Origin of the sequence: Waterburya agarophytonicola KI4, assembly GCF_020640915.1 — a bacterium.
In the GTDB taxonomy this organism is placed as follows: Bacteria; Cyanobacteriota; Cyanobacteriia; order Cyanobacteriales; family Xenococcaceae; genus Waterburya; species Waterburya agarophytonicola.
Map to the genome: position 1 here is coordinate 20,172 of NZ_JADWDC010000007.1, position 17,433 is coordinate 37,604.

The window sequence follows — 17,433 nt, forward strand, 5'->3', positions numbered from 1 at the left end:
ATACATAGATTCTAAATAGGATATATATTGTCTCATCCAGTCTCCTTCTATCTCTGTTTTTGATGAGCATTTTTTGCCTAATACACTTATATTCTATTGATTTATCGACGGTTTAAAGATCTTTGGCTATTTACTGTTTCGGAGTTTTGATGCTGAAATACTTGAAATGTTTATGTATTAATAAACAAACACAAAACCGACAAAATTTGTTACAATAAGCTAACTTCATAAATGTAACGATTTGATGAAGTAAAGGAAATATCTAACCATAGCAGTATAAATATCTCGAATATCTGAGCATAGCCATGACTTAGGTGAAATATCCTTGAATTTGATAGAAAAACAGCATGAAGCTCCGCTAAACAAAAAACTATCAGAGTTAAACCAATAACCCTTCTTGGGTAATTTCACTTATCTGAAATAAGCCAGTATGGAGACAAAACGCTGTGACATATCATGACAGAGAACGATTGTGGGCGCTGATCATAAGTGCTATTGATAATTTGGAGCAAGTATCTCGCTCTAGAGAGTTAACCAATATTCTTTGGGATATCAATATTAAAAGTAGCAAAACCGAGCAAGACTGGAAAAGGACTGAAATTTTACTGGAATCCTATGAAAAAAACCGAGATGAGTTTTTAGAAGCCGCTCTGTCAAATCTAAGAGAATTAGTCCAAATTATGAATGGCTGATCCTAGTCTGACTTTAAATCAATTCAATAGACTTAAAACTCGTCACAAGTATTTTTATTATTGGCGAGTTTCAAAGTAGTTTAAGTATGAGTATTAATTCTACGTTTAAACAATAGGAGAATTTTTCATGTTCAGAGGAGGTTGATAAAATGCGATCGCAGCATTTTCAGCCCTATTCAATAGCCATTCTGGTATTTGAACCCAGACAATATATGCATCTAAACCACATCTAGCAATAATTTTGCCAAGTTTGTGATGACCATTATTCCAGCGAAGATAAATATTTTTAGCCTGTCCAATATACAAAACATTATTATCAGCATCTATAACTTTATAGATTCCGCTTATTTTAGGTAAGCTTTGTAAATCAGTTATTGGTGTCATGATTACAACTGTTCAATATGAATATCTGCAAACTGAGCCTCTAATTGAATGCGTTGCCAATCACCCTCCATTTTATTATTATCTAGTCCTGATAAACGACCTATCGCAAATAAAGATTCTTTGAGCATTTTTTCTGATTCTTCTAAATCTTTGAGAGATAGATCCAAAGCTTGTTCTCTTAACAAATTTATTTTATTTAAAATATCCGTCCAATGAGACTTATATCGCAAATCCTTCTTGGTAGTTAAATCTGACCTTTCTCTTTTTAATTGCTTAGTGTTCTTAGTACAAGTAAGACTATAAACTTCTTGTTTGATTTCTGTGAGTTTCATAATTAATCTTGTTGGGCTAATTTAGCGTATCGAATTGCCTTTTTAACTATCTTTAATACTTCTGATTTCTCTAAATCAAAAATATCGCAGCCTTTTTCTACAGCTTTGTTAACCGAACGAGTGCTGTATATAGTATTAATTTGCACTATAACTTCTGGATCAATATCTGCTTCTTGGAGAAGCTTTTTAACTAATTCTCTCTGGACTCTATAAGTGTCGTTCCAAGTTTGTAGTGATCTTTGACTGTTCTCTAATTTACCAATATCTTTAATTCTTTCAGACCAATTATCAAGCAAGGCAACTAACTGGGAAGCTGTCCCTACTTTTGCTTTTTCTAGAAGTCTCTTGAGTATATTTCCTTTAATTTGACTGTCTCTAACAACCTTTGTGTGTTCCTCTCGATATTTGCCTAATACTTGTTCTGCTGCTCCTATTGCAGCTCTCTTTTGCTGATATCCTTTGACATGACCTTGTTCTTCACGAATATCATCTAGCACTTCATCGTAATTGGTCATATTATGACGATAATGATTGAAAAGCTCTCTTCCACTAGCTGTTTCATAATCAATTATTTGACCATTTTCGTCTTTAATTTGATAAAGGTTCTCTAGATTATTTATTTTTATTTTATCGATTTTATCGCGAGGATCTATACTCTCATTATTGTTCATCAGAATAAAACGTGTTTAGTGTGATACTAATGTAGCTTTTTAAGCTTAACGCTTATTGCGATCGCGATCGCTACTTTGAAAACAAATATTACATTAGTGTTGCAAAAACTTTTTAAATTGTATACACTACAAAAGTAATCGAGAAGCAGTGATAGTTTAGCAGCCTAGAACACCTTATTCTTCCTTGTTCACAACTTACCCCATCGGGGTCGAAGAATATAGGATTATCGCCTTTAACGCGGGAGACGCGGGTGCAAATCCCGTTCGCTGCACCAACTTAGAAGAAGAGAAAATAATACAAATGATAAAGATCAAACAATCAAGCAAAAATCTGTAATTAGCCATGCAACGGTAGCTCAGTTGGTAGAGCAGCAAAAACATCCTTGTTCACATCTTATCCGTCGGGGTCGCAGAGCTTAGGGTTATCGAATCATAATCGGCAGGACGCAGGTTCAATTCCTGCCCGTTGCACCAAATCCAAGTAAATTGAATTAATCATGCAGTGGTAGCCAAGTGGTAAGGCAGCGATAAAGTCTCCTTGTTCATAATCTTATCCGTAAGGGTCGAAGAATTGAGGGTTATCTTAATGGGTTTCGCTATTCGCGGGTTCGACTCCCGCCCACTGCACAAAATATTAACGATTGAGGGTTATCAATTGGAAAATGTAGGTTCGAGTCCTGCTTCATCCCCTGTTTAGTTAAACAATAACTAAACTAATTTTCACTATTTTGCCTGAAAAGGCTGGAGGTAATAATGAATTACCAATTTTTCACTAATAAAAATAAAACACCTCAAAATAAAGCTATTCCTGGACGGGAATCAGAAATGATTCAAGGTCGCTCTGGTGGTTATATGTTTGAGGCGGGTATTTGGCAAACTCTTAGTCGTTGTCTACTAATTGGTACTGCTAATAGTACTTACTACGCTGGTAAACGAGAATTAACCGATGATTTTGTTGATACGGTAAAAGAAGCGATCGCCTTAGATCATCAAAGAGTAGCCAAAGAAATTGTTTATGCTAGTGACGGGCGATCTATTAACAATAGCGCGCCAATTCTGGCTTTGGTATTGCTTTCTATGGGTGATAGTTCCGAAGCGAAGCAAGCTTTTATTGAGATTTTCCCTCAAGTTGTCCGTACTGGAAGTCATTTCTATGAATGGTTGAGCTACACCAAATCTATGCGTGGTTTTGGTAAGGTAATCAAACAGGTAGGTACGGCGTGGCTATCTAGAGAAGATGTCAAAGGTTTGGCTTATCAATTGTTGAAATACCAACAACGTCATGGTTTTAGCAACCGCGATGCTTTGAGATTATTTCATGTAAAACCTGTTAGCGAGGAACACGATCGCCTTTACAATTGGGTGGTTAATGGTTGGACGGAATTGCCCGCAGAAGTTCCCTCAGAAGCAACTAAGCAAATCTGGTGGTATGAGTGGTTAAAACGCCATCCTGAAGAAACCCATAGAGCGATCGCTGAAGGTAGACTAACTCATGAAATGGCTGCCCCTGTGGGCAATATGGATTGCCAAGCATGGCAACTGTTGTTTGATACGATGCCTATTGGTGCAATGCTGCGTAACTTGGGTTCGTTAACCGATTTAGGAGTATTGCGAGTTGATGCGATCGATAATTTAGATCGTCTAGAATGTGTTTTAAACAACCGCAAATATCTACGCAAAGGACGCATTCATCCCATTGATGTCCTTAAGGCATTAAAAACTTATGCCAGCGGTGGTAAAGTTGGACGAAGTAGGAAAACTTGGACTCCCGTACCTCGGATCGTGGATATCTTAGAAAAAGCTTTAGAAATGTCTTTTGAAGTAGTCCAACCTACTAATAAAGTATTTCTTCATGCAGTAGATATTTCTGGTTCGATGTCAGGATATGTTGCTGAATCTGTCGGTTTAAACTGTTGCGAGATTGCGACGGCGATGGCATTAGTTACGGCAAAAGCAGAGAAAAACTATGCTATTCGCGGTTTTTCTACTAAATTTATCGATCTAGAGATTAGCAAGCGCGATTCTTTCCGTTCTGCACTGAAAAAAGCCAGCAACCGTAACTTTGGTGGTACAGATGCCAGTGTGGCTTATGATTGGGCGATTAAGAACAAGTTCAACGCAGACGTAATTTGTTTTTGGACGGATAATGAAAGTTGGGCGGGAAGAAAACACCCCTCCTGGGCTTTAAAAGAATACCGCCAAAAAGTTAATCCTAAAGCTAAAGCTGTCTATGTTACTCTTGCTCCTTACAACATCACTTTAGTAGATCCTCAAGATAATAATTCTTGGGATTTAGCTGGTTTCGATCCTGGTATTCCTCGCTTGATTCAAATGATAGCGAGTGGCGATATTTAGTATTAGATAATGCTGTAGGATAACTTCCTAAATATTTCAGCTACATTATCTCCTGTCTTAGCGGATGTGGGGTAAGTGCTGAGTATTTGGGAATTGTCGTAGCAACCATAGTTTTCTAAAAGCCGATCTAACTTTTCTTGAGGGACTAAATCGGCTTTATTAAGAGCGATCGCAATAGTTCCCTGAGGGTTAATTTTCAAGAAAAGATCTGCATGCTGATTGATATTCTCTAAAGTACTAACACGAGTTAGATCCGCAACAATAATCGAACCACTAGCACCTTTAAGATAGCTGGGGGTAATTGGTTTAAATTTAGTATTACCTTCTAGATCCCAAACCATTAAATTAATTTGATGAAGATCTAATTCTGTTTCGATCTCGATAGATTTACGGGATATTTTAACTCCCACTGTTGATAAATATTGATCGCTAAATTTATTTTCAACAAAACGTCTGATCAAACTGGTTTTGCCGACATTAAAATTTCCTAGTAAACAAATTTTTTTGGTAATTGTTGACATTTCTTAATTTTTATGAGACTATTTGGCGGGAATAAATGGCTCCAATTCAATATAGCGAGTTAACTGAATCGAACCCTCCTTTTGCCTTGTAAAAGTACGATATGGCTCGCAATCAGTTATCAACCTAGATGAATCGACACCTTTTGCTATTAGAGCATCTTTAAAGTTAGAACAGCGTTGCATTCCTAGGTTTTGATTGATTTTTCTCGAACCTACTCCATCATTGATGGCAAGTAACTTCAAATTAAGTTCGGGATATCGATCCAAAAATTCGATGATCGATTTAATTTTACTAGCATTGTCTCCAACATTTATTCTATTGGCAGCACTCTCAAAATAAATTCGTTCTTCGATTGTAGGTAATTGGTTGGCAACATCTATGATGGTTCGATCTATTCCTGGTATTCGAGAGAATGCTTTTAAAATAGATTGTTGCTGATTTTTATCGAGAATAAACCCTCTTATAGAGAGACTTTTAGATTGGTAATTGGTTTTAATAGCCACTCCTGGCTGTTGATTGAATAGTTCGGTTAACCTAGCTATTTCTCCTGTGAGTAAACTAGGACTAACAGGAACATTCACCGTTATGATTTCATTATTGAACTGAAGATTGTGGCGATCGGCGATCTTTTGGGTAATTGCTACCGCGCGATCGCGTAAATATTCGCTGGGTACTCTACCCCGTACGATCAGCTTACCTTGCTTTACAGACGGTTCGAGACGATATACCGATAATTCTGGCGCAGCATCTAATTGAATAGCTGTTACTTGTTGGATATTTTGGGCAACTCGCGAACGATAACTAACTATACCCCAAGGAATTAAAATCAATGCCAAGATAAACGCCAATAACCACAAAAGTGCGGTGGGGGATGATGAGGATTTTTGTTTGAGATTATCTTCCGCCTCAAATAACTCTTCTAGCTTAGGCTTAATTGGAGTAGGAACAGTTTCTAAATCTCCTTCAAATTGAGAGATTTCATCGCCATAATCTAAAATAATTTCTCCGAAAATACGTCGAACCCTAGCAATGAAGTTTTTATTTGGTTCACCTTTTAGTATTACTGCTAAATAGCAATATCCTGCGACTTCTAAATGAATTTGCCAGTTTCCATAATCAATGCTGTCTAACTCCGAACCAGACACAATACAATCATTAGCAAAGCTACGAATGGCGGTTAGCATTCCTGCTAGCATATCCGAGTCTAAGCCTTGTTTTCCTACATTTTGCTTTTGTATTTCTTGAATAATTAAACCAGAATCTTTATCGATTAGGAAGATGGCTTGTACTCGACAACCGACAGATTCTTGTAAAATCAGTTCCGCTTCTGATACTCCTCTAAGCCTGGCTTGCCATTTACGTTTAAATCCTTCTGGACTAAGGGTACTTTCTACTTTGCGATTGATCTCTTGAACTACTTCTACCATATATTTAGAAATAGTGTCGCCAATTACAGGATAAAGAGCGTCTACCATCGCATCTTTTTCTACTTCAATTTGGGTTTTGATCGCTTTTCCCATCTCCGAACCCAAAGCTTCTGATATGGCATTTTTATCGAGGCGAATTTGTTCTTTGATTGACAAAGCTAATTCTGGTGCGATCGCTTTAGCTATTTCTTCAGGAGAAAAATGGATTTTTTCCGTAATAGCTGACGGCAAAATTTTGGCGATCGCTGCCGCCATTTTTTGTGGTTCTTTTTTAAAACGTCTTTCTATAATCTGTTCTGTTATTTGGCTTACCGCTTCTAAAATTGTTTCTTGAGAATCATCAATTTTATATTTGAGTAATTCTACAATCAACGGAATCAAATTGTTTACAGCATCTGCTAAGTCTTCAGTTGATGCTGATTCTGTCTCTATTTCTAAAATCTCTGCATATTTTTCGATCAAACCAGCCTGGGTTTGATCGATTTGTAATTTTTCTGATTCATTCGTTTCTGAAGCCGTCGTTTGTCGTAAAAATGCTTCGTATTCTACTGCTTGTTTTAAAGTTATGTCTTGTTCTTGTTCTTCAATTTCAACTTCTATATCGGGATATTGAGAGCTATTTCGATCAATATCTGTTTCATTCTGCACCAAAGATACTTCCGATTCAGATGATTCTGAATCCAATAAAACATCAAGTAAATTATCAATTGGATTGATATTGGATGATTTTGAATCAGAATTTTGAGCTGAAGATGAAATATTATCTGAAGAAGAATTCATAATACAGTTCTACAATTTCAATATATTTCAACTGAATGTGAAATACAATTTTAACTTTAAGAGATTAAATAATTTAGTTGGCTCTTCTAGAATAAGTATGATAAATTACTAGCAAAAGTGCCAATTTGAGAGAACTCTTCTTCATCTTCTTTGAGCTTTTAAAAAAAAGCATCAAGATACGTCTCACGCCTTTTTGAAGTTTTGAATCATTAATTGAATCCCCAACAGAAAGATGCCGATCGCAACCATCCCAAAAACTCCCGTTGCTAATGCTACTGTCCCCATTACCAAAGTTCTGACCGCAGAAGCTAAATTAATTGCAATAGCACTGTTAGAAGTAATGGTTTTGGTGGCATAGGTTTGCACTATGGAGCTAAATAATAAATACAAACCGAAAGCAAAAACTCCAGAAATAATTGAAGCAATAAAACAACGTAGAGGAGTTGCTTTTTGAGATGATTCTAGTTCGCTATCGCTACTAGCAACAGGTTCTTTTAATGTATCTTTCATAAAAGTGATTGAGTAAAATTCAATAGATAATTATCTCAATAGGGAACAAGGAATCTGCCACAGACTAAAGCGACTAGACACATACTTTACTTATTCCCTATTTTTTTAGATGGTTACGCGGGGTTTCCACCAGCGACCAACAGCATTACCTACGACACTTAATTCTCCCATTAAATGATTAAAAGCATCAAAAGTTAAAGATTGAGGTCCGTCAGAAAGAGCTTTAGCAGGATTGGGATGGACTTCGATCATTAAAGAATCTGTTCCTGCTGCGATCGCAGCTTTTGCCATAGGTAAAACATAACTAGCTACCCCCGTACCATGACTGGGGTCGATGGCGATGGGTAAATGAGTTAGAGAGCGCAATACGGGAATTACTGCCAAATCGATAGTATTGCGGACATATTTGCGGTCAAAGGTGCGAATTCCTCGCTCGCACAAAATCACGTTAGAATTACCCGCAGCCAAGATATATTCTGCTGCCATCAACCAATCATCAATAGTTGCCGACATCCCCCGCTTGAGGAATACAGGCTTATCTTGCGCGCCGATTTTTTTTAATAAGGGGAAATTCTGCATATTTCTCGCCCCTACCTGAACGATATCGGCTACTTCTGACACCTTATCGACATCGGCAGTATCCATCACTTCGGTAATAATCCCCAAACCGCTAGCATCCCTCGCAGCAGCCAATAATTCTAAGGCACTTTCGCCATGACCTTGGAAAGAATAGGGAGAAGTACGAGGTTTGTATGCACCACCGCGCAAAAAACTCGCCCCAGCAGCTTTGACTGCTTTTGCCGTCTCGACAATCATCTCTTCATTTTCTACCGAACAAGGCCCCGAAATGATTACTACAGGATGCTTTTGCCCAAAGGTAACATCGCCACTAGGAGTAGAGACAGTAACGTTGCTATGCTCGCCGTTGCGATATTCTAAGCTGGTTTTTTTGTAAGGCTTCTCTACTCGCAAGACATTTTCAATCCAGGGGCTAATTTCTTTGAGTTGCATCGGGTCGAGGGATGCTGTTTCTCCCACCAACCCCATGACAACTTTATGTTTGCCGATGATTTTTTCTGGTGTTAGTCCCCATTCCTGTAATTCTGCTTCTATTCTCTGAATTTCTTGCTCTGGAGAACCAACTTTCATTACTACAATCATGATGAATAACCCAAAATTATTGCTAAGTTACATATCAGTTATGGTAGTCAATTTTAGATCGTTTGCGATCGCCTTTTCGTAATTCATTAAGACTTATCAAACTCGATCGCCTTAACCATCGGCATTTTTAGATGCTTTCCAAGCGTCTTTAGTCCTTCCCAGGTTGACCTTAAATTCATTAAAACCCATAAGAGTACCCGCACGATCTTCGTCCCAACAGGCGGAAAAAAGACCGTAACTCAAGCCCAAAACTCCCAACCCCAAAAAGCCAAAAGAAACGGCTAAAGCAACGTAGGGAGGTAATTCGATAACTTCTTTTATTTTTAACCAATAAAAAATAAACAGAGAAGACATCCCCAATACAGATGGGATACCACAAAACACCGCCATCCGTTTTCCCATCCGTTTGCTGACTACATCGGGAATTGCGGAAAGATTGGAATTGCGACGAGAATTTCGAGGAGTAGACTTTGATTTTTTCTTGCTTTTAGCAGCTACAGGAGTAGCTTTCTTCGGCTGTTTAATCGAAGTATCCGTTAAGTCGGATGCAGTTTCGGGGGAGTCTTTTTTCTTCTTATCTTTTTTATTATTATTACGGGGTTCAAATGGTAAACGACCCCGTTTAGAATCTGATGGCATGAATTTGAGCAAATAATTAACGACGGATGCCAAGACGAGCAATCAATTTCTGATAGCGTTCGAAGTCTTCTCTTTGAATATAAGCCAAAAGACCTTTACGACGACCGATCATTTTGAGCAAACCGCGACGAGATGAGTGGTCTTTTTTGTTAGCTTTTAGGTGAGTAGTCAACTGATTAATTCTTTCAGTCAAAACTGCGATTTGTAAGTCAGCAGAACCAGTATCGGTTTCGTGAACTTGATATTCGGTCATTAATTCTTGCTTGCGCTGTTGAGTCAGAGTCATATTACTTTTGTCTAGATTGTCTGGATATATTTGGACTGCAAACTATTATATTACCACCGATTTTTTAAATCTTTCATCGCCAGCAAAAACTGAAGGTATAATCACAACGGATAGTTTTTAATCTGTAATAATAAGCAAGCTCTAATCAAAAAAGCATCTATTCAAAAGTGAAATCATCCCCCGATCCTAATTCCATATCTACTGTCTCTCCCCCTCCCCAGTCTTCGGGGTTGGGTACATTTGGTGGCGTTTTTACTCCTTCGATCTTAACCATCTTGGGGGTCATTATGTACCTCCGCTTCGGTTGGGTGGTAGGCAATGCTGGATTAATCGGCACCCTGGTAATTGTAACTATTTCGACTTCAATTACTTTCCTGACAGCTTTGTCGGTATGTGCGATCGCTACTGATAAAGTAGTCAGAGCAGGTGGCGCATATTATATGATCAGTCGCTCTTTGGGTATTGAAACTGGTGGAGCAGTAGGTATATCTCTTTATTTTGCCCAAGCGGTATCGGTAGCACTCTACACCATTGGTTTTGCCGAAAGTTTGGTCAGAGCTAAAATCGATATTTTTGGTTTAAGTATTAATTTTCAGGATTTTGGTTTAAATCAGACCTATGTAGCCCTAATCACTACTGTTTTAGTTGGTATTTTAGCCGTAACCTCTGCCGAATTGGCAATCAAAGCTCAATATTTTATTATGGCGGCGATCGCCATTTCTTTGTTGACGTTTATCCTGGGTAGTCCTCTTCCTGGTGTCGACCCCCAGATGTTTTCTGCACCTCCAGAAACAGCCTTGCCTTTTTGGACGGTGTTTGCCGTATTTTTTCCTGCGGTAACGGGCATTATGGCGGGAGTTAATATGTCAGGGGATTTAAAAGATCCTGTCAAGTCTTTGCCCACAGGAACATTAGCAGCGGTGGGAACGGGTTATGTCATTTATATGTTGCTGCCGATCTTTTTAGCGATGCGGGCTGATTCTGTCAACTTGATTGACTCCAATGTTTTTGTAATGCAGGAAACGGCATTAAAAGGCTTTGGTTTCACTATGCTACTAGGAGTATGGGGTGCAACCCTTAGTAGTGCGATTGGGAGTATTTTAGGCGCGCCAAGAGTCTTACAAGCCCTAGCTAGAGATGGGGTATTGCCTCCCTTATTTAGCTTTTTAGGCAAGGGACACGGCAAAGATGACGAACCCCGCAATGGTACGTGGTTTAGTTTGGGAATTGCGATTGCAGCAGTCTGTGTTGGAGATTTGAACCTAATTGCGCCGATTTTATCGATGTTCTTTTTGACTACCTATTTAGTCTTAAATGTCTCCGCTGCCATTGAAGGATTTTTACAAAGTCCCTCTTTTCGTCCTAGCTTTCGGGTGCATTGGTCATTATCCCTTTTGGGTGCAATTGGCTGTTTGGGAGTCATGTTTTTGATCGATGCCTTTGCTACTGTCTGTGCTGCGATCGTTGTTTCGGGTATCTATATTTGGCTACAGCGCAGAGAATTAGAAACTACTTGGGGTGATGTCCGTCGAGGAATGTGGATGGCATTGATTAGTCAGGGGATTTTTCAGATAGAAGAACAAGACGATACTAAGAATTGGCGACCTCATATTTTGGTATTATCGGGCGCACCTCAAAAACGCTGGTCTTTGATTGAATTAGCCGATGGTTTTAGTCACAATCGTAGTTTGATGACCGTATCTAGCGTACTTCCTAGTGGTTCTCGCGATCTCAAGCAACAGCTAAACCTAGAAAAAACTATTCGTGATTATCTTCAAAAAAGAGGAGTACGAGCATTAGTCAGGGTAGTTACAGCTAAAGATCCTTTTGAAGGTGCGGTAAGGCTGGTAGAGACTTATGGTTTGGGTCCATTAGTTCCTAATACGATAGTATTGGGCGATAGCGAACAACCAGAACGGAGAGCTAGCTTTTGTAATGCGATCGCCGAAATTCATGCCAGTAAACGTAATTTAGTTGTCTTTCATGAAAATCAACAGCAAGGTTTTGGTTTCCGTCGCAGTATTGATGTCTGGTGGGGTGGAATGCAATCTAACGGTAGTTTAATGTTGTTGTTGGCATATCTGCTGCGCACTGATATTAATTGGCGCAATGCCAAAATTTATATGAAGTTGGTGGTTGCAGATCTCAATGCTGCTGCTGCTGCTAAAGATAATCTCAACGAACTGAGTAAAAACCTCCGCATTGATGTTATACCCAAAGTAATAGTTGCTGAAGGTCGTTCTTTTGATGAAATTTTGCAGCAGTCTTCTCGTAATGCTGATTTGATCTTTTTGGGCATGGCAGAACCATCAGAAAATTTCACTGAATACTATGAAAAATTACAAGCTAGAGTTACAAATTTACCTTCTACTATCTTTGTTTTAGCTGCTCCTGAATTTGCCATTGGTCAGGTTTTGAACGAATAATTTTCGAGCAAATATTTGTTTTCGAGGAGTGAGTAATTGACCAAGATATCGATCTGATGAGATCAAAAATACATTATTAGTAGATATAATAAAAAAGGAAGTATGTTTGAAATAAAAACTGTATTAAAGAAAATATAGATAATACCTACTTCTATTATATTTATACTTATAAAATCACTACCCTGTAGAAAGAACCATGAAACGAAACCTGATAGCACAAATTATGCTCGGATTGAGCTTAAATGCGATCGCGATCGCTACTGGTGTCGAATCTGCCGTGGCGAACGATCGCTTTGCTTGTGATACGAATCAAATGTCTACCACTGTAATGACAGAAAGAGGTTCGATTCCTTTAATTAGATGGACGGATCGTTCTTTTCCCCCTCCCTTTACTCCCGAACAACGGTGTCAGATTGTTTCTAATCGATTCAAACAGTTTCACAACAACGGGACATTAAAGTACATCAAAGCAGAAACGATTAATAATTTACCTGCTTTATGCGTGGCAGCCTATAAAGGTGGTTCTTGTTTGCCTGATGGACTTTTGGTTACTTTCAAGCCAGGTACGGATGCTAATCGGGCATTGGTTCAAATTTTAGATCGTCGCGTGTGGGCTGCAAGTGGCCCAATTCACCTTTCTAGTGCCGATAAGCCAGAATCTGTCGTATCTCAGGTTAACGGAGAAACCTACGTCAATATGGAGTTGTTTCTCAATTGGAGTGAATAGTTGGGGAAAGCATTCCCATGAATAATGGCTGGATTTACCGCGATCAAGTTAAAGACGTTGATGCGGGAAAAACGATCTTAGATTATTACACGCAAAAATATCGTCACTCCAGTCAAGAGCAATGGCAAGTCAGAATCGAATCGAGGGAAATTTTGCTCAACAACATTGTTGTTAGTTCAGATACTATTCTTCAAGCTGGCGATAATTTAATTTATCATCGATCGCCTTGGAGAGAACCCGAAGTTCCCTTGCACTTTGAAGTCTTGTATGAAGATCGAGACTTGCTAGTAATCAATAAACCTTCTGGATTGCCTGTAATGCCAGGAGGAGGATTTTTAGAGCATACTTTGCTCTCTTTATTGAAACAAAAATATCCCCAGGATACACCCGTTCCCATTCATCGTTTGGGTAGGGGTACTTCTGGATTAATGTTATTGGGACGATCTCCTTTAGGTAAATCCAGTCTTGCTCGACAAATGCGTCGCAGTACCATAGGGCAAGACACCCCCCAACTTAATAAAGTATATCGCGTTCTGGTGCAAAAAAATTCAATAAGCGATCGCCTTACCATCGAACAACCCATCGGCAAAATTTCCCATCCAGTATTAGGCTATCTCTATGGGGCAACAGATCGGGGTAAATACGCCCATAGCCAAAGCAAAGTAATCGAGCGTTACCCCAACCACACCTTAGTAGAAGTAACTATCTTTACTGGTCGTCCTCATCAAATCAGAATCCATATGGCAGCGGCGGGCTATCCCCTCGTAGGAGATCCGTTATATATAGCAGGGGGAACTTTTGCACCCATAACAAAAGAGACTCAATCTATACCCGTACCAGGAGATTGCGGTTATTTCCTCCACGCCTATCAATTATCATTCATTCATCCGCGATCGCAACAAAAGCAAAATTTCAAGTGTTCCACACCAGACAATTGGGACGATTAAATAGCTAGATAGTCCAGAATTCATGCTAGATTTGGTTTCTCGATCGGGTAGAATGCTTCATGGCGGTTTTATTAAGTCTTATTTGACTTTAATTAATCACTAGCCTGAGAAGAATTATCCTTCTGGGTATAAATCATTGTTTTTAGTTAACCTATTTACTATTGGGAGTATTTCATGGACTTATCCTTGATTCCAGCACAGCCTAAAGCTGGCATAATTAACGTTTTAATCGAAATTCCTGGCGGAAGTAAAAACAAATACGAATTCGACAAAGATATGAACGCTTTTGCTTTAGATCGCGTACTCTTTGCTTCGGTTCAATATCCTTTTGATTATGGTTTTGTCCCCAATACTCTAGCTGATGATGGAGATCCTCTAGATGGTATGGTAATGATGGATGAACCTACTTTCCCTGGTTGTGTAATTGCAGCCAGACCAATTGGTATGCTAGAAATGATCGACGGTGGCGATCGCGATGAAAAAATTCTTTGTGTTCCCGCAGAAGATCCTCGTTACAATGAAGTTCATTCTCTCAAAGATATTGCGCCTCACCGTTTAGAAGAGATTGCAGAATTCTTTAGAACTTATAAAAACTTGGAAAAGAAAGAAACTGAAATCCTCGGTTGGAAAGACGTAGATGCAGTCAAGCCTTTAGTGGAAGAGTGCATCAAAGCTTATAAGTAATATAAGTAAATAGTGTGAATTTATTTGGTAGGCTACAAAAATATTGTTTTATTCTTTGTCCTGCCAAGTAATCTTATATAATAATCTTTAAAAAGTATCAATATGCTGGTCAAATCTACTACCCGCCACGTTCGTATTTATAGTGCAGAAGTTCAAGACAACGAATTAATCCCTAGTGACAATGTTTTGACTTTAGATATCGATCCTGACAACGAGTTTAAGTGGAGTGAAGATACTCTACAAAAGGTATATCGGAAGTTTGACGAATTGGTAGAAAACAATAATGGCGAAGATCTGAGTGAATACAATCTGCGTCTTATAGGTTCGGATTTGGAACACTTTATTCGCTCTCTGTTGCTGGGAGGCGAAATTAGCTACAACTTGGGTGCTAGAGTCCGTAACTATAGTATGGGTTTACCTCGCATGGAAAGCCCCGATACGGAAGCGAAGTATCGTTAGTATTGTCAATTACTTATTTGGAAAAATCAAGGCGATCGCTTTTCAAGGCGATCGCTTTTTTGATTCAATAACAGTGTTTGTACGGATACTAAGATCGGTTAAACAAAAATTAAAACCACTTTCTTTATTTTCTTTATTTAACTTTTTTATTCCATCAATAACTTGATAACTGCTTTATATAATTAATCGGTATTTTAAACGATAACAATTAATTTTGTAAGTGTTAGCATCTATATAGATACACACAAAATACATTTTTTTATATAAATCAAAACTATGAATAATAAATTTTTTAAAACTCTAGTTAGCAGTGCTTTAATTGCTGGATTAGGGAGTACTATTTATGCACAAAAGGCTTTGAGTAATGAATCTAATCCTAAGAAGATTACGGTAACTATTGAAGCACCAGAAGTTCAAACTCCTCAATTAGAAAATGCAAATGAGTATTTTGTTGTCGATTTCAACCATCAAAATGGGACAAACCCCTTTAACATAACTAATAATAATACAAGCTACTCATACAGTAATTATTTAGAAATAAAAGATGCAGATCAATGGGGTGGTGCAAATAGTTCAAAATTTATTACTCAACAAGTATTAGAATCTATTAGAAACTATAAATTAAATGTTAGTGAAGATCAAAAATATTTTGGTTTTTGGTGGTCGGCAGGAGATTCTTACAATCAAATAACTTTTAAAAACGATGGTGAAGAAGTTGCATCATTTAAAACTTCTGACTTAGTGAACTTTATTAATGATTCAGGTACGGTTAACTCGGAAGTTTATCATGGAAATCCTGCCTACAATGGTCAAGATACTGGACATTTAAACGAGCCTTTTGCTTTTGTTAATGTATTTTTCGGAGAAGATACTGCCTATGATGAAATTGTCTTTGCTACTTTAACAGAAGGTGGTTCGGCATTTGAATCAGATAATCATACTTTTTCAGCTATCGAACAAAAAATTAGAGGTGAGATTATTCCCAATAATGCTCCCGTTGCCAATAGCGACAGTGTCACCACCAGCATCTTAAGTTCAATTAATATTGACGTATTGGCTAATGATACTGATGCGGATGGGGATGAATTAACTTTGATTGATGTGAGTGCTGCCTTTTCTGGAGGACAAGCCGTCATCGAAGACAATAAAATCGTTTATACTGCGGGTTCTGTTCCTGGTGGATTTAGCTTAACTTATACCGTTCAAGATGGTAAAAGTGCAACTAGTCAAGGAACTGTAGACATAACTGTTATTGCTTCACCAGACTAAATATTTGGTTGTGAAATTAATATCAATATATCAATATAAATTAAAAAAGCGATCGCAACTATAAATGCGATCGCTTTTCTCTATAAACTAATTATTTAACAAACTGAGGCATAATTTCGGCTGCGGTAAACAAACCAGTAATACCACGATCGTTTAATGCCATTCCCGCTTTAAGATAACCAAATGCAGGACCACATACGTTTGCTGCCATACTAGTTTCATCTCCCAAAGTAAATGTATGGGTGGAGATTTTACCTTCAAAAGTACGTCCAGTGACTTTGACGTTGGTGCTTAAAGGCTTTTTCGGATTGCGAGTATCCACTACACCACCAACTGTAACGCGCTCGCGATCGCAAATACCAGCCAATTCCAGCATGATATCGTCAGCGTGTTCCATATTTTCTAGAGAGATGATACCGTTAGTTTTATCTAGCAAAGCTGCAACTTCTCGATCCGTCATTGCTCTTGCTGTTTCCACATCATATTCTGGCATATGAGCGATATCTTCGCGAATTGTGGCTCGATAAGCCTCCCAATTGGCAATACCCACCCCAAAAGTAATTTTAACGGTGTGAATTTCAGCAAAACTTTGTGCTGCTACTGCTGCTGCTGCGGTTAATAAGCCAGGAGTTGCACCACAGCCTGTTAGATAAGTAATTCCAGCTTGTTGTAATTCTGATTGTAATTCTAATAGTTGTTCCACTGCGCTAGTACGCTTCAAGGCATCCACTAATACCCCTTTCCATCCAGATGCAATAAACTCTTTGGCTACATCTGCCATAAAAGTATTGGGTAGGTTAGGCAAAGCCAAAAAATATCCATCCACTTCGGCACGATCAATTAGATCTTTAATACTATGGCTACTGAGAGTACCACCACTTTCTAAATGTCCTACAGAATTACTGCTGTGATAGGTAGAAATTGCACTATCTAGATCGATCCCAGCAGGATCGTATACATAACCTTGTCGATCGGCTACTGCAACTAAAAGCATCTCCCCCTTGGGATCTAATATCTTGGCTGCTGCTTGTCCCAAACCGCCAAAACCCAAAACACCGACTCTAATCGGATTACCTACTTTGTTTGTAATCATTTCTAGCTTTAACTTCAACACATAACAGATTTTATTATCTGAGGTAGTGGGTTCAATAAAATTAAATAA

18 protein-coding genes and 3 tRNA genes are annotated in these 17,433 nt (G+C 38.4%); 11 read left to right on the forward strand and 10 right to left on the reverse strand.

Annotated features, from left to right (window positions below; genetic code table 11):
- The first annotated feature begins 446 nt into the window (after positions 1–446).
- On the forward strand, positions 447–692 hold the full coding sequence (locus tag I4641_RS04155) for a hypothetical protein (RefSeq protein WP_229639206.1): 246 nt from the start codon (positions 447–449) through the stop codon (positions 690–692).
- Between the two features lie 105 nt (positions 693–797).
- On the opposite strand, the gene I4641_RS04160 is transcribed toward I4641_RS04155, so the two are convergent.
- The 3 genes from I4641_RS04160 to I4641_RS04170 are packed head-to-tail and all read right to left on the reverse strand — an operon-like array spanning position 798 to position 2,079.
- On the reverse strand, positions 798–1,076 hold the full coding sequence (locus I4641_RS04160; RefSeq protein ID WP_229639207.1) for a GIY-YIG nuclease family protein: 279 nt from the start codon (positions 1,074–1,076) through the stop codon (positions 798–800).
- A 2-nt stretch (positions 1,077–1,078) separates the two neighbouring features.
- Positions 1,079–1,408: a hypothetical protein gene (locus I4641_RS04165; protein ID WP_229639208.1), complete on the reverse strand. Its 330-nt coding sequence runs from the start codon at positions 1,406–1,408 to the stop codon at positions 1,079–1,081.
- A 2-nt stretch (positions 1,409–1,410) separates the two neighbouring features.
- The gene (locus I4641_RS04170; RefSeq protein WP_229639209.1) at positions 1,411–2,079 is read right to left on the reverse strand and encodes a hypothetical protein; all 669 of its coding nucleotides are present in this window, start codon (positions 2,077–2,079) and stop codon (positions 1,411–1,413) included.
- 145 nt (positions 2,080–2,224) lie between these two features.
- Between I4641_RS04170 and I4641_RS04175 the strand changes: the two genes are divergently transcribed.
- From I4641_RS04175 to I4641_RS04190, 4 genes are all read left to right on the forward strand, one after another.
- Positions 2,225–2,354: transfer RNA gene (locus I4641_RS04175), tRNA-OTHER, on the forward strand.
- A 70-nt stretch (positions 2,355–2,424) separates the two neighbouring features.
- Positions 2,425–2,553, forward strand: a tRNA-Ile gene (locus I4641_RS04180).
- 25 nt (positions 2,554–2,578) lie between these two features.
- A tRNA-OTHER gene (locus I4641_RS04185) sits at positions 2,579–2,706 on the forward strand.
- 126 nt (positions 2,707–2,832) lie between these two features.
- Complete coding sequence (locus I4641_RS04190; protein ID WP_229639210.1) at positions 2,833–4,434, forward strand: TROVE domain-containing protein; 1,602 nt, start codon at positions 2,833–2,835, stop codon at positions 4,432–4,434.
- A gap of 2 nt (positions 4,435–4,436) precedes the next feature.
- Here the strand turns inward: I4641_RS04190 and I4641_RS04195 are convergent, their stop codons facing one another.
- From I4641_RS04195 to rpsO, 6 genes are all read right to left on the reverse strand, one after another.
- Positions 4,437–4,955, reverse strand: coding sequence for a Rab family GTPase (locus I4641_RS04195; RefSeq protein WP_229639211.1), 519 nt, complete (start codon positions 4,953–4,955; stop codon positions 4,437–4,439).
- A gap of 18 nt (positions 4,956–4,973) precedes the next feature.
- A complete protein-coding gene (locus I4641_RS04200; protein WP_229639212.1) occupies positions 4,974–7,163 on the reverse strand; it encodes an OmpA family protein in 2,190 nt (729 codons plus the stop codon).
- A gap of 183 nt (positions 7,164–7,346) precedes the next feature.
- Positions 7,347–7,673, reverse strand: coding sequence for a DUF3082 domain-containing protein (locus I4641_RS04205; RefSeq protein WP_229639213.1), 327 nt, complete (start codon positions 7,671–7,673; stop codon positions 7,347–7,349).
- 105 nt (positions 7,674–7,778) lie between these two features.
- Positions 7,779–8,834 carry a 3-deoxy-7-phosphoheptulonate synthase gene (aroF, locus tag I4641_RS04210; protein WP_229639214.1) on the reverse strand — a complete coding sequence of 352 codons (1,056 nt, stop codon included), beginning with the start codon at positions 8,832–8,834 and terminating at the stop codon, positions 7,779–7,781.
- 111 nt (positions 8,835–8,945) lie between these two features.
- Positions 8,946–9,473, reverse strand: a complete 528-nt coding sequence (locus tag I4641_RS04215; protein ID WP_229639215.1) for a PAM68 family protein — start codon at positions 9,471–9,473, stop codon at positions 8,946–8,948.
- A gap of 16 nt (positions 9,474–9,489) precedes the next feature.
- Positions 9,490–9,759 carry a 30S ribosomal protein S15 gene (gene rpsO, locus I4641_RS04220; protein WP_229639216.1) on the reverse strand — a complete coding sequence of 90 codons (270 nt, stop codon included), beginning with the start codon at positions 9,757–9,759 and terminating at the stop codon, positions 9,490–9,492.
- Positions 9,760–9,926: 167 nt separating this feature from the next.
- Between rpsO and I4641_RS04225 the strand changes: the two genes are divergently transcribed.
- The 6 genes from I4641_RS04225 (at position 9,927) to I4641_RS04250 (ending at position 16,271) form a co-directional block, all read left to right on the forward strand.
- Entirely contained in the window at positions 9,927–12,185 is a 2,259-nt protein-coding gene (locus tag I4641_RS04225; protein ID WP_229639217.1) for an amino acid permease, read from the forward strand.
- A gap of 196 nt (positions 12,186–12,381) precedes the next feature.
- Entirely contained in the window at positions 12,382–12,912 is a 531-nt protein-coding gene (locus I4641_RS04230; protein ID WP_229639218.1) for a COP23 domain-containing protein, read from the forward strand.
- Positions 12,913–12,929: 17 nt separating this feature from the next.
- Positions 12,930–13,859 (forward strand): RluA family pseudouridine synthase, encoded by a 930-nt coding sequence (locus tag I4641_RS04235; RefSeq protein ID WP_229639219.1) that lies wholly within the window; start codon positions 12,930–12,932, stop codon positions 13,857–13,859.
- A gap of 174 nt (positions 13,860–14,033) precedes the next feature.
- Complete coding sequence (locus tag I4641_RS04240; protein WP_229639220.1) at positions 14,034–14,543, forward strand: inorganic diphosphatase; 510 nt, start codon at positions 14,034–14,036, stop codon at positions 14,541–14,543.
- A 102-nt stretch (positions 14,544–14,645) separates the two neighbouring features.
- Entirely contained in the window at positions 14,646–15,002 is a 357-nt protein-coding gene (locus tag I4641_RS04245) for an NAD(P)H-quinone oxidoreductase subunit M (protein WP_229639221.1), read from the forward strand.
- A gap of 276 nt (positions 15,003–15,278) precedes the next feature.
- Entirely contained in the window at positions 15,279–16,271 is a 993-nt protein-coding gene (locus I4641_RS04250) for an Npun_F0296 family exosortase-dependent surface protein (RefSeq protein ID WP_229639222.1), read from the forward strand.
- 91 nt (positions 16,272–16,362) lie between these two features.
- Here the strand turns inward: I4641_RS04250 and bioU are convergent, their stop codons facing one another.
- Entirely contained in the window at positions 16,363–17,364 is a 1,002-nt protein-coding gene (gene bioU / locus I4641_RS04255) for a (S)-8-amino-7-oxononanoate synthase BioU (protein WP_229639223.1), read from the reverse strand.
- Between the last annotated feature and the right edge of the window lie 69 nt (positions 17,365–17,433).

Coding starts and splice junctions, on each gene's coding strand:
- I4641_RS04240 (WP_229639220.1), top strand. CDS start 14,034: ATGGACTTATCCTTGATTCCAGCACAGCCTAAAGCTGGCATAATTAAC.
- I4641_RS04230 (WP_229639218.1), top strand. CDS start 12,382: ATGAAACGAAACCTGATAGCACAAATTATGCTCGGATTGAGCTTAAAT.
- I4641_RS04195 (WP_229639211.1), bottom strand. CDS start 4,955: ATGTCAACAATTACCAAAAAAATTTGTTTACTAGGAAATTTTAATGTC.
- I4641_RS04190 (WP_229639210.1), top strand. CDS start 2,833: ATGAATTACCAATTTTTCACTAATAAAAATAAAACACCTCAAAATAAA.
- I4641_RS04165 (WP_229639208.1), bottom strand. CDS start 1,408: ATGAAACTCACAGAAATCAAACAAGAAGTTTATAGTCTTACTTGTACT.
- I4641_RS04205 (WP_229639213.1), bottom strand. CDS start 7,673: ATGAAAGATACATTAAAAGAACCTGTTGCTAGTAGCGATAGCGAACTA.
- I4641_RS04160 (WP_229639207.1), bottom strand. CDS start 1,076: ATGACACCAATAACTGATTTACAAAGCTTACCTAAAATAAGCGGAATC.
- I4641_RS04245 (WP_229639221.1), top strand. CDS start 14,646: ATGCTGGTCAAATCTACTACCCGCCACGTTCGTATTTATAGTGCAGAA.
- I4641_RS04170 (WP_229639209.1), bottom strand. CDS start 2,079: ATGAACAATAATGAGAGTATAGATCCTCGCGATAAAATCGATAAAATA.
- I4641_RS04215 (WP_229639215.1), bottom strand. CDS start 9,473: ATGCCATCAGATTCTAAACGGGGTCGTTTACCATTTGAACCCCGTAAT.
- I4641_RS04235 (WP_229639219.1), top strand. CDS start 12,930: ATGAATAATGGCTGGATTTACCGCGATCAAGTTAAAGACGTTGATGCG.
- aroF (WP_229639214.1), bottom strand. CDS start 8,834: ATGATTGTAGTAATGAAAGTTGGTTCTCCAGAGCAAGAAATTCAGAGA.
- rpsO (WP_229639216.1), bottom strand. CDS start 9,759: ATGACTCTGACTCAACAGCGCAAGCAAGAATTAATGACCGAATATCAA.
- I4641_RS04200 (WP_229639212.1), bottom strand. CDS start 7,163: ATGAATTCTTCTTCAGATAATATTTCATCTTCAGCTCAAAATTCTGAT.
- I4641_RS04250 (WP_229639222.1), top strand. CDS start 15,279: ATGAATAATAAATTTTTTAAAACTCTAGTTAGCAGTGCTTTAATTGCT.
- bioU (WP_229639223.1), bottom strand. CDS start 17,364: ATGATTACAAACAAAGTAGGTAATCCGATTAGAGTCGGTGTTTTGGGT.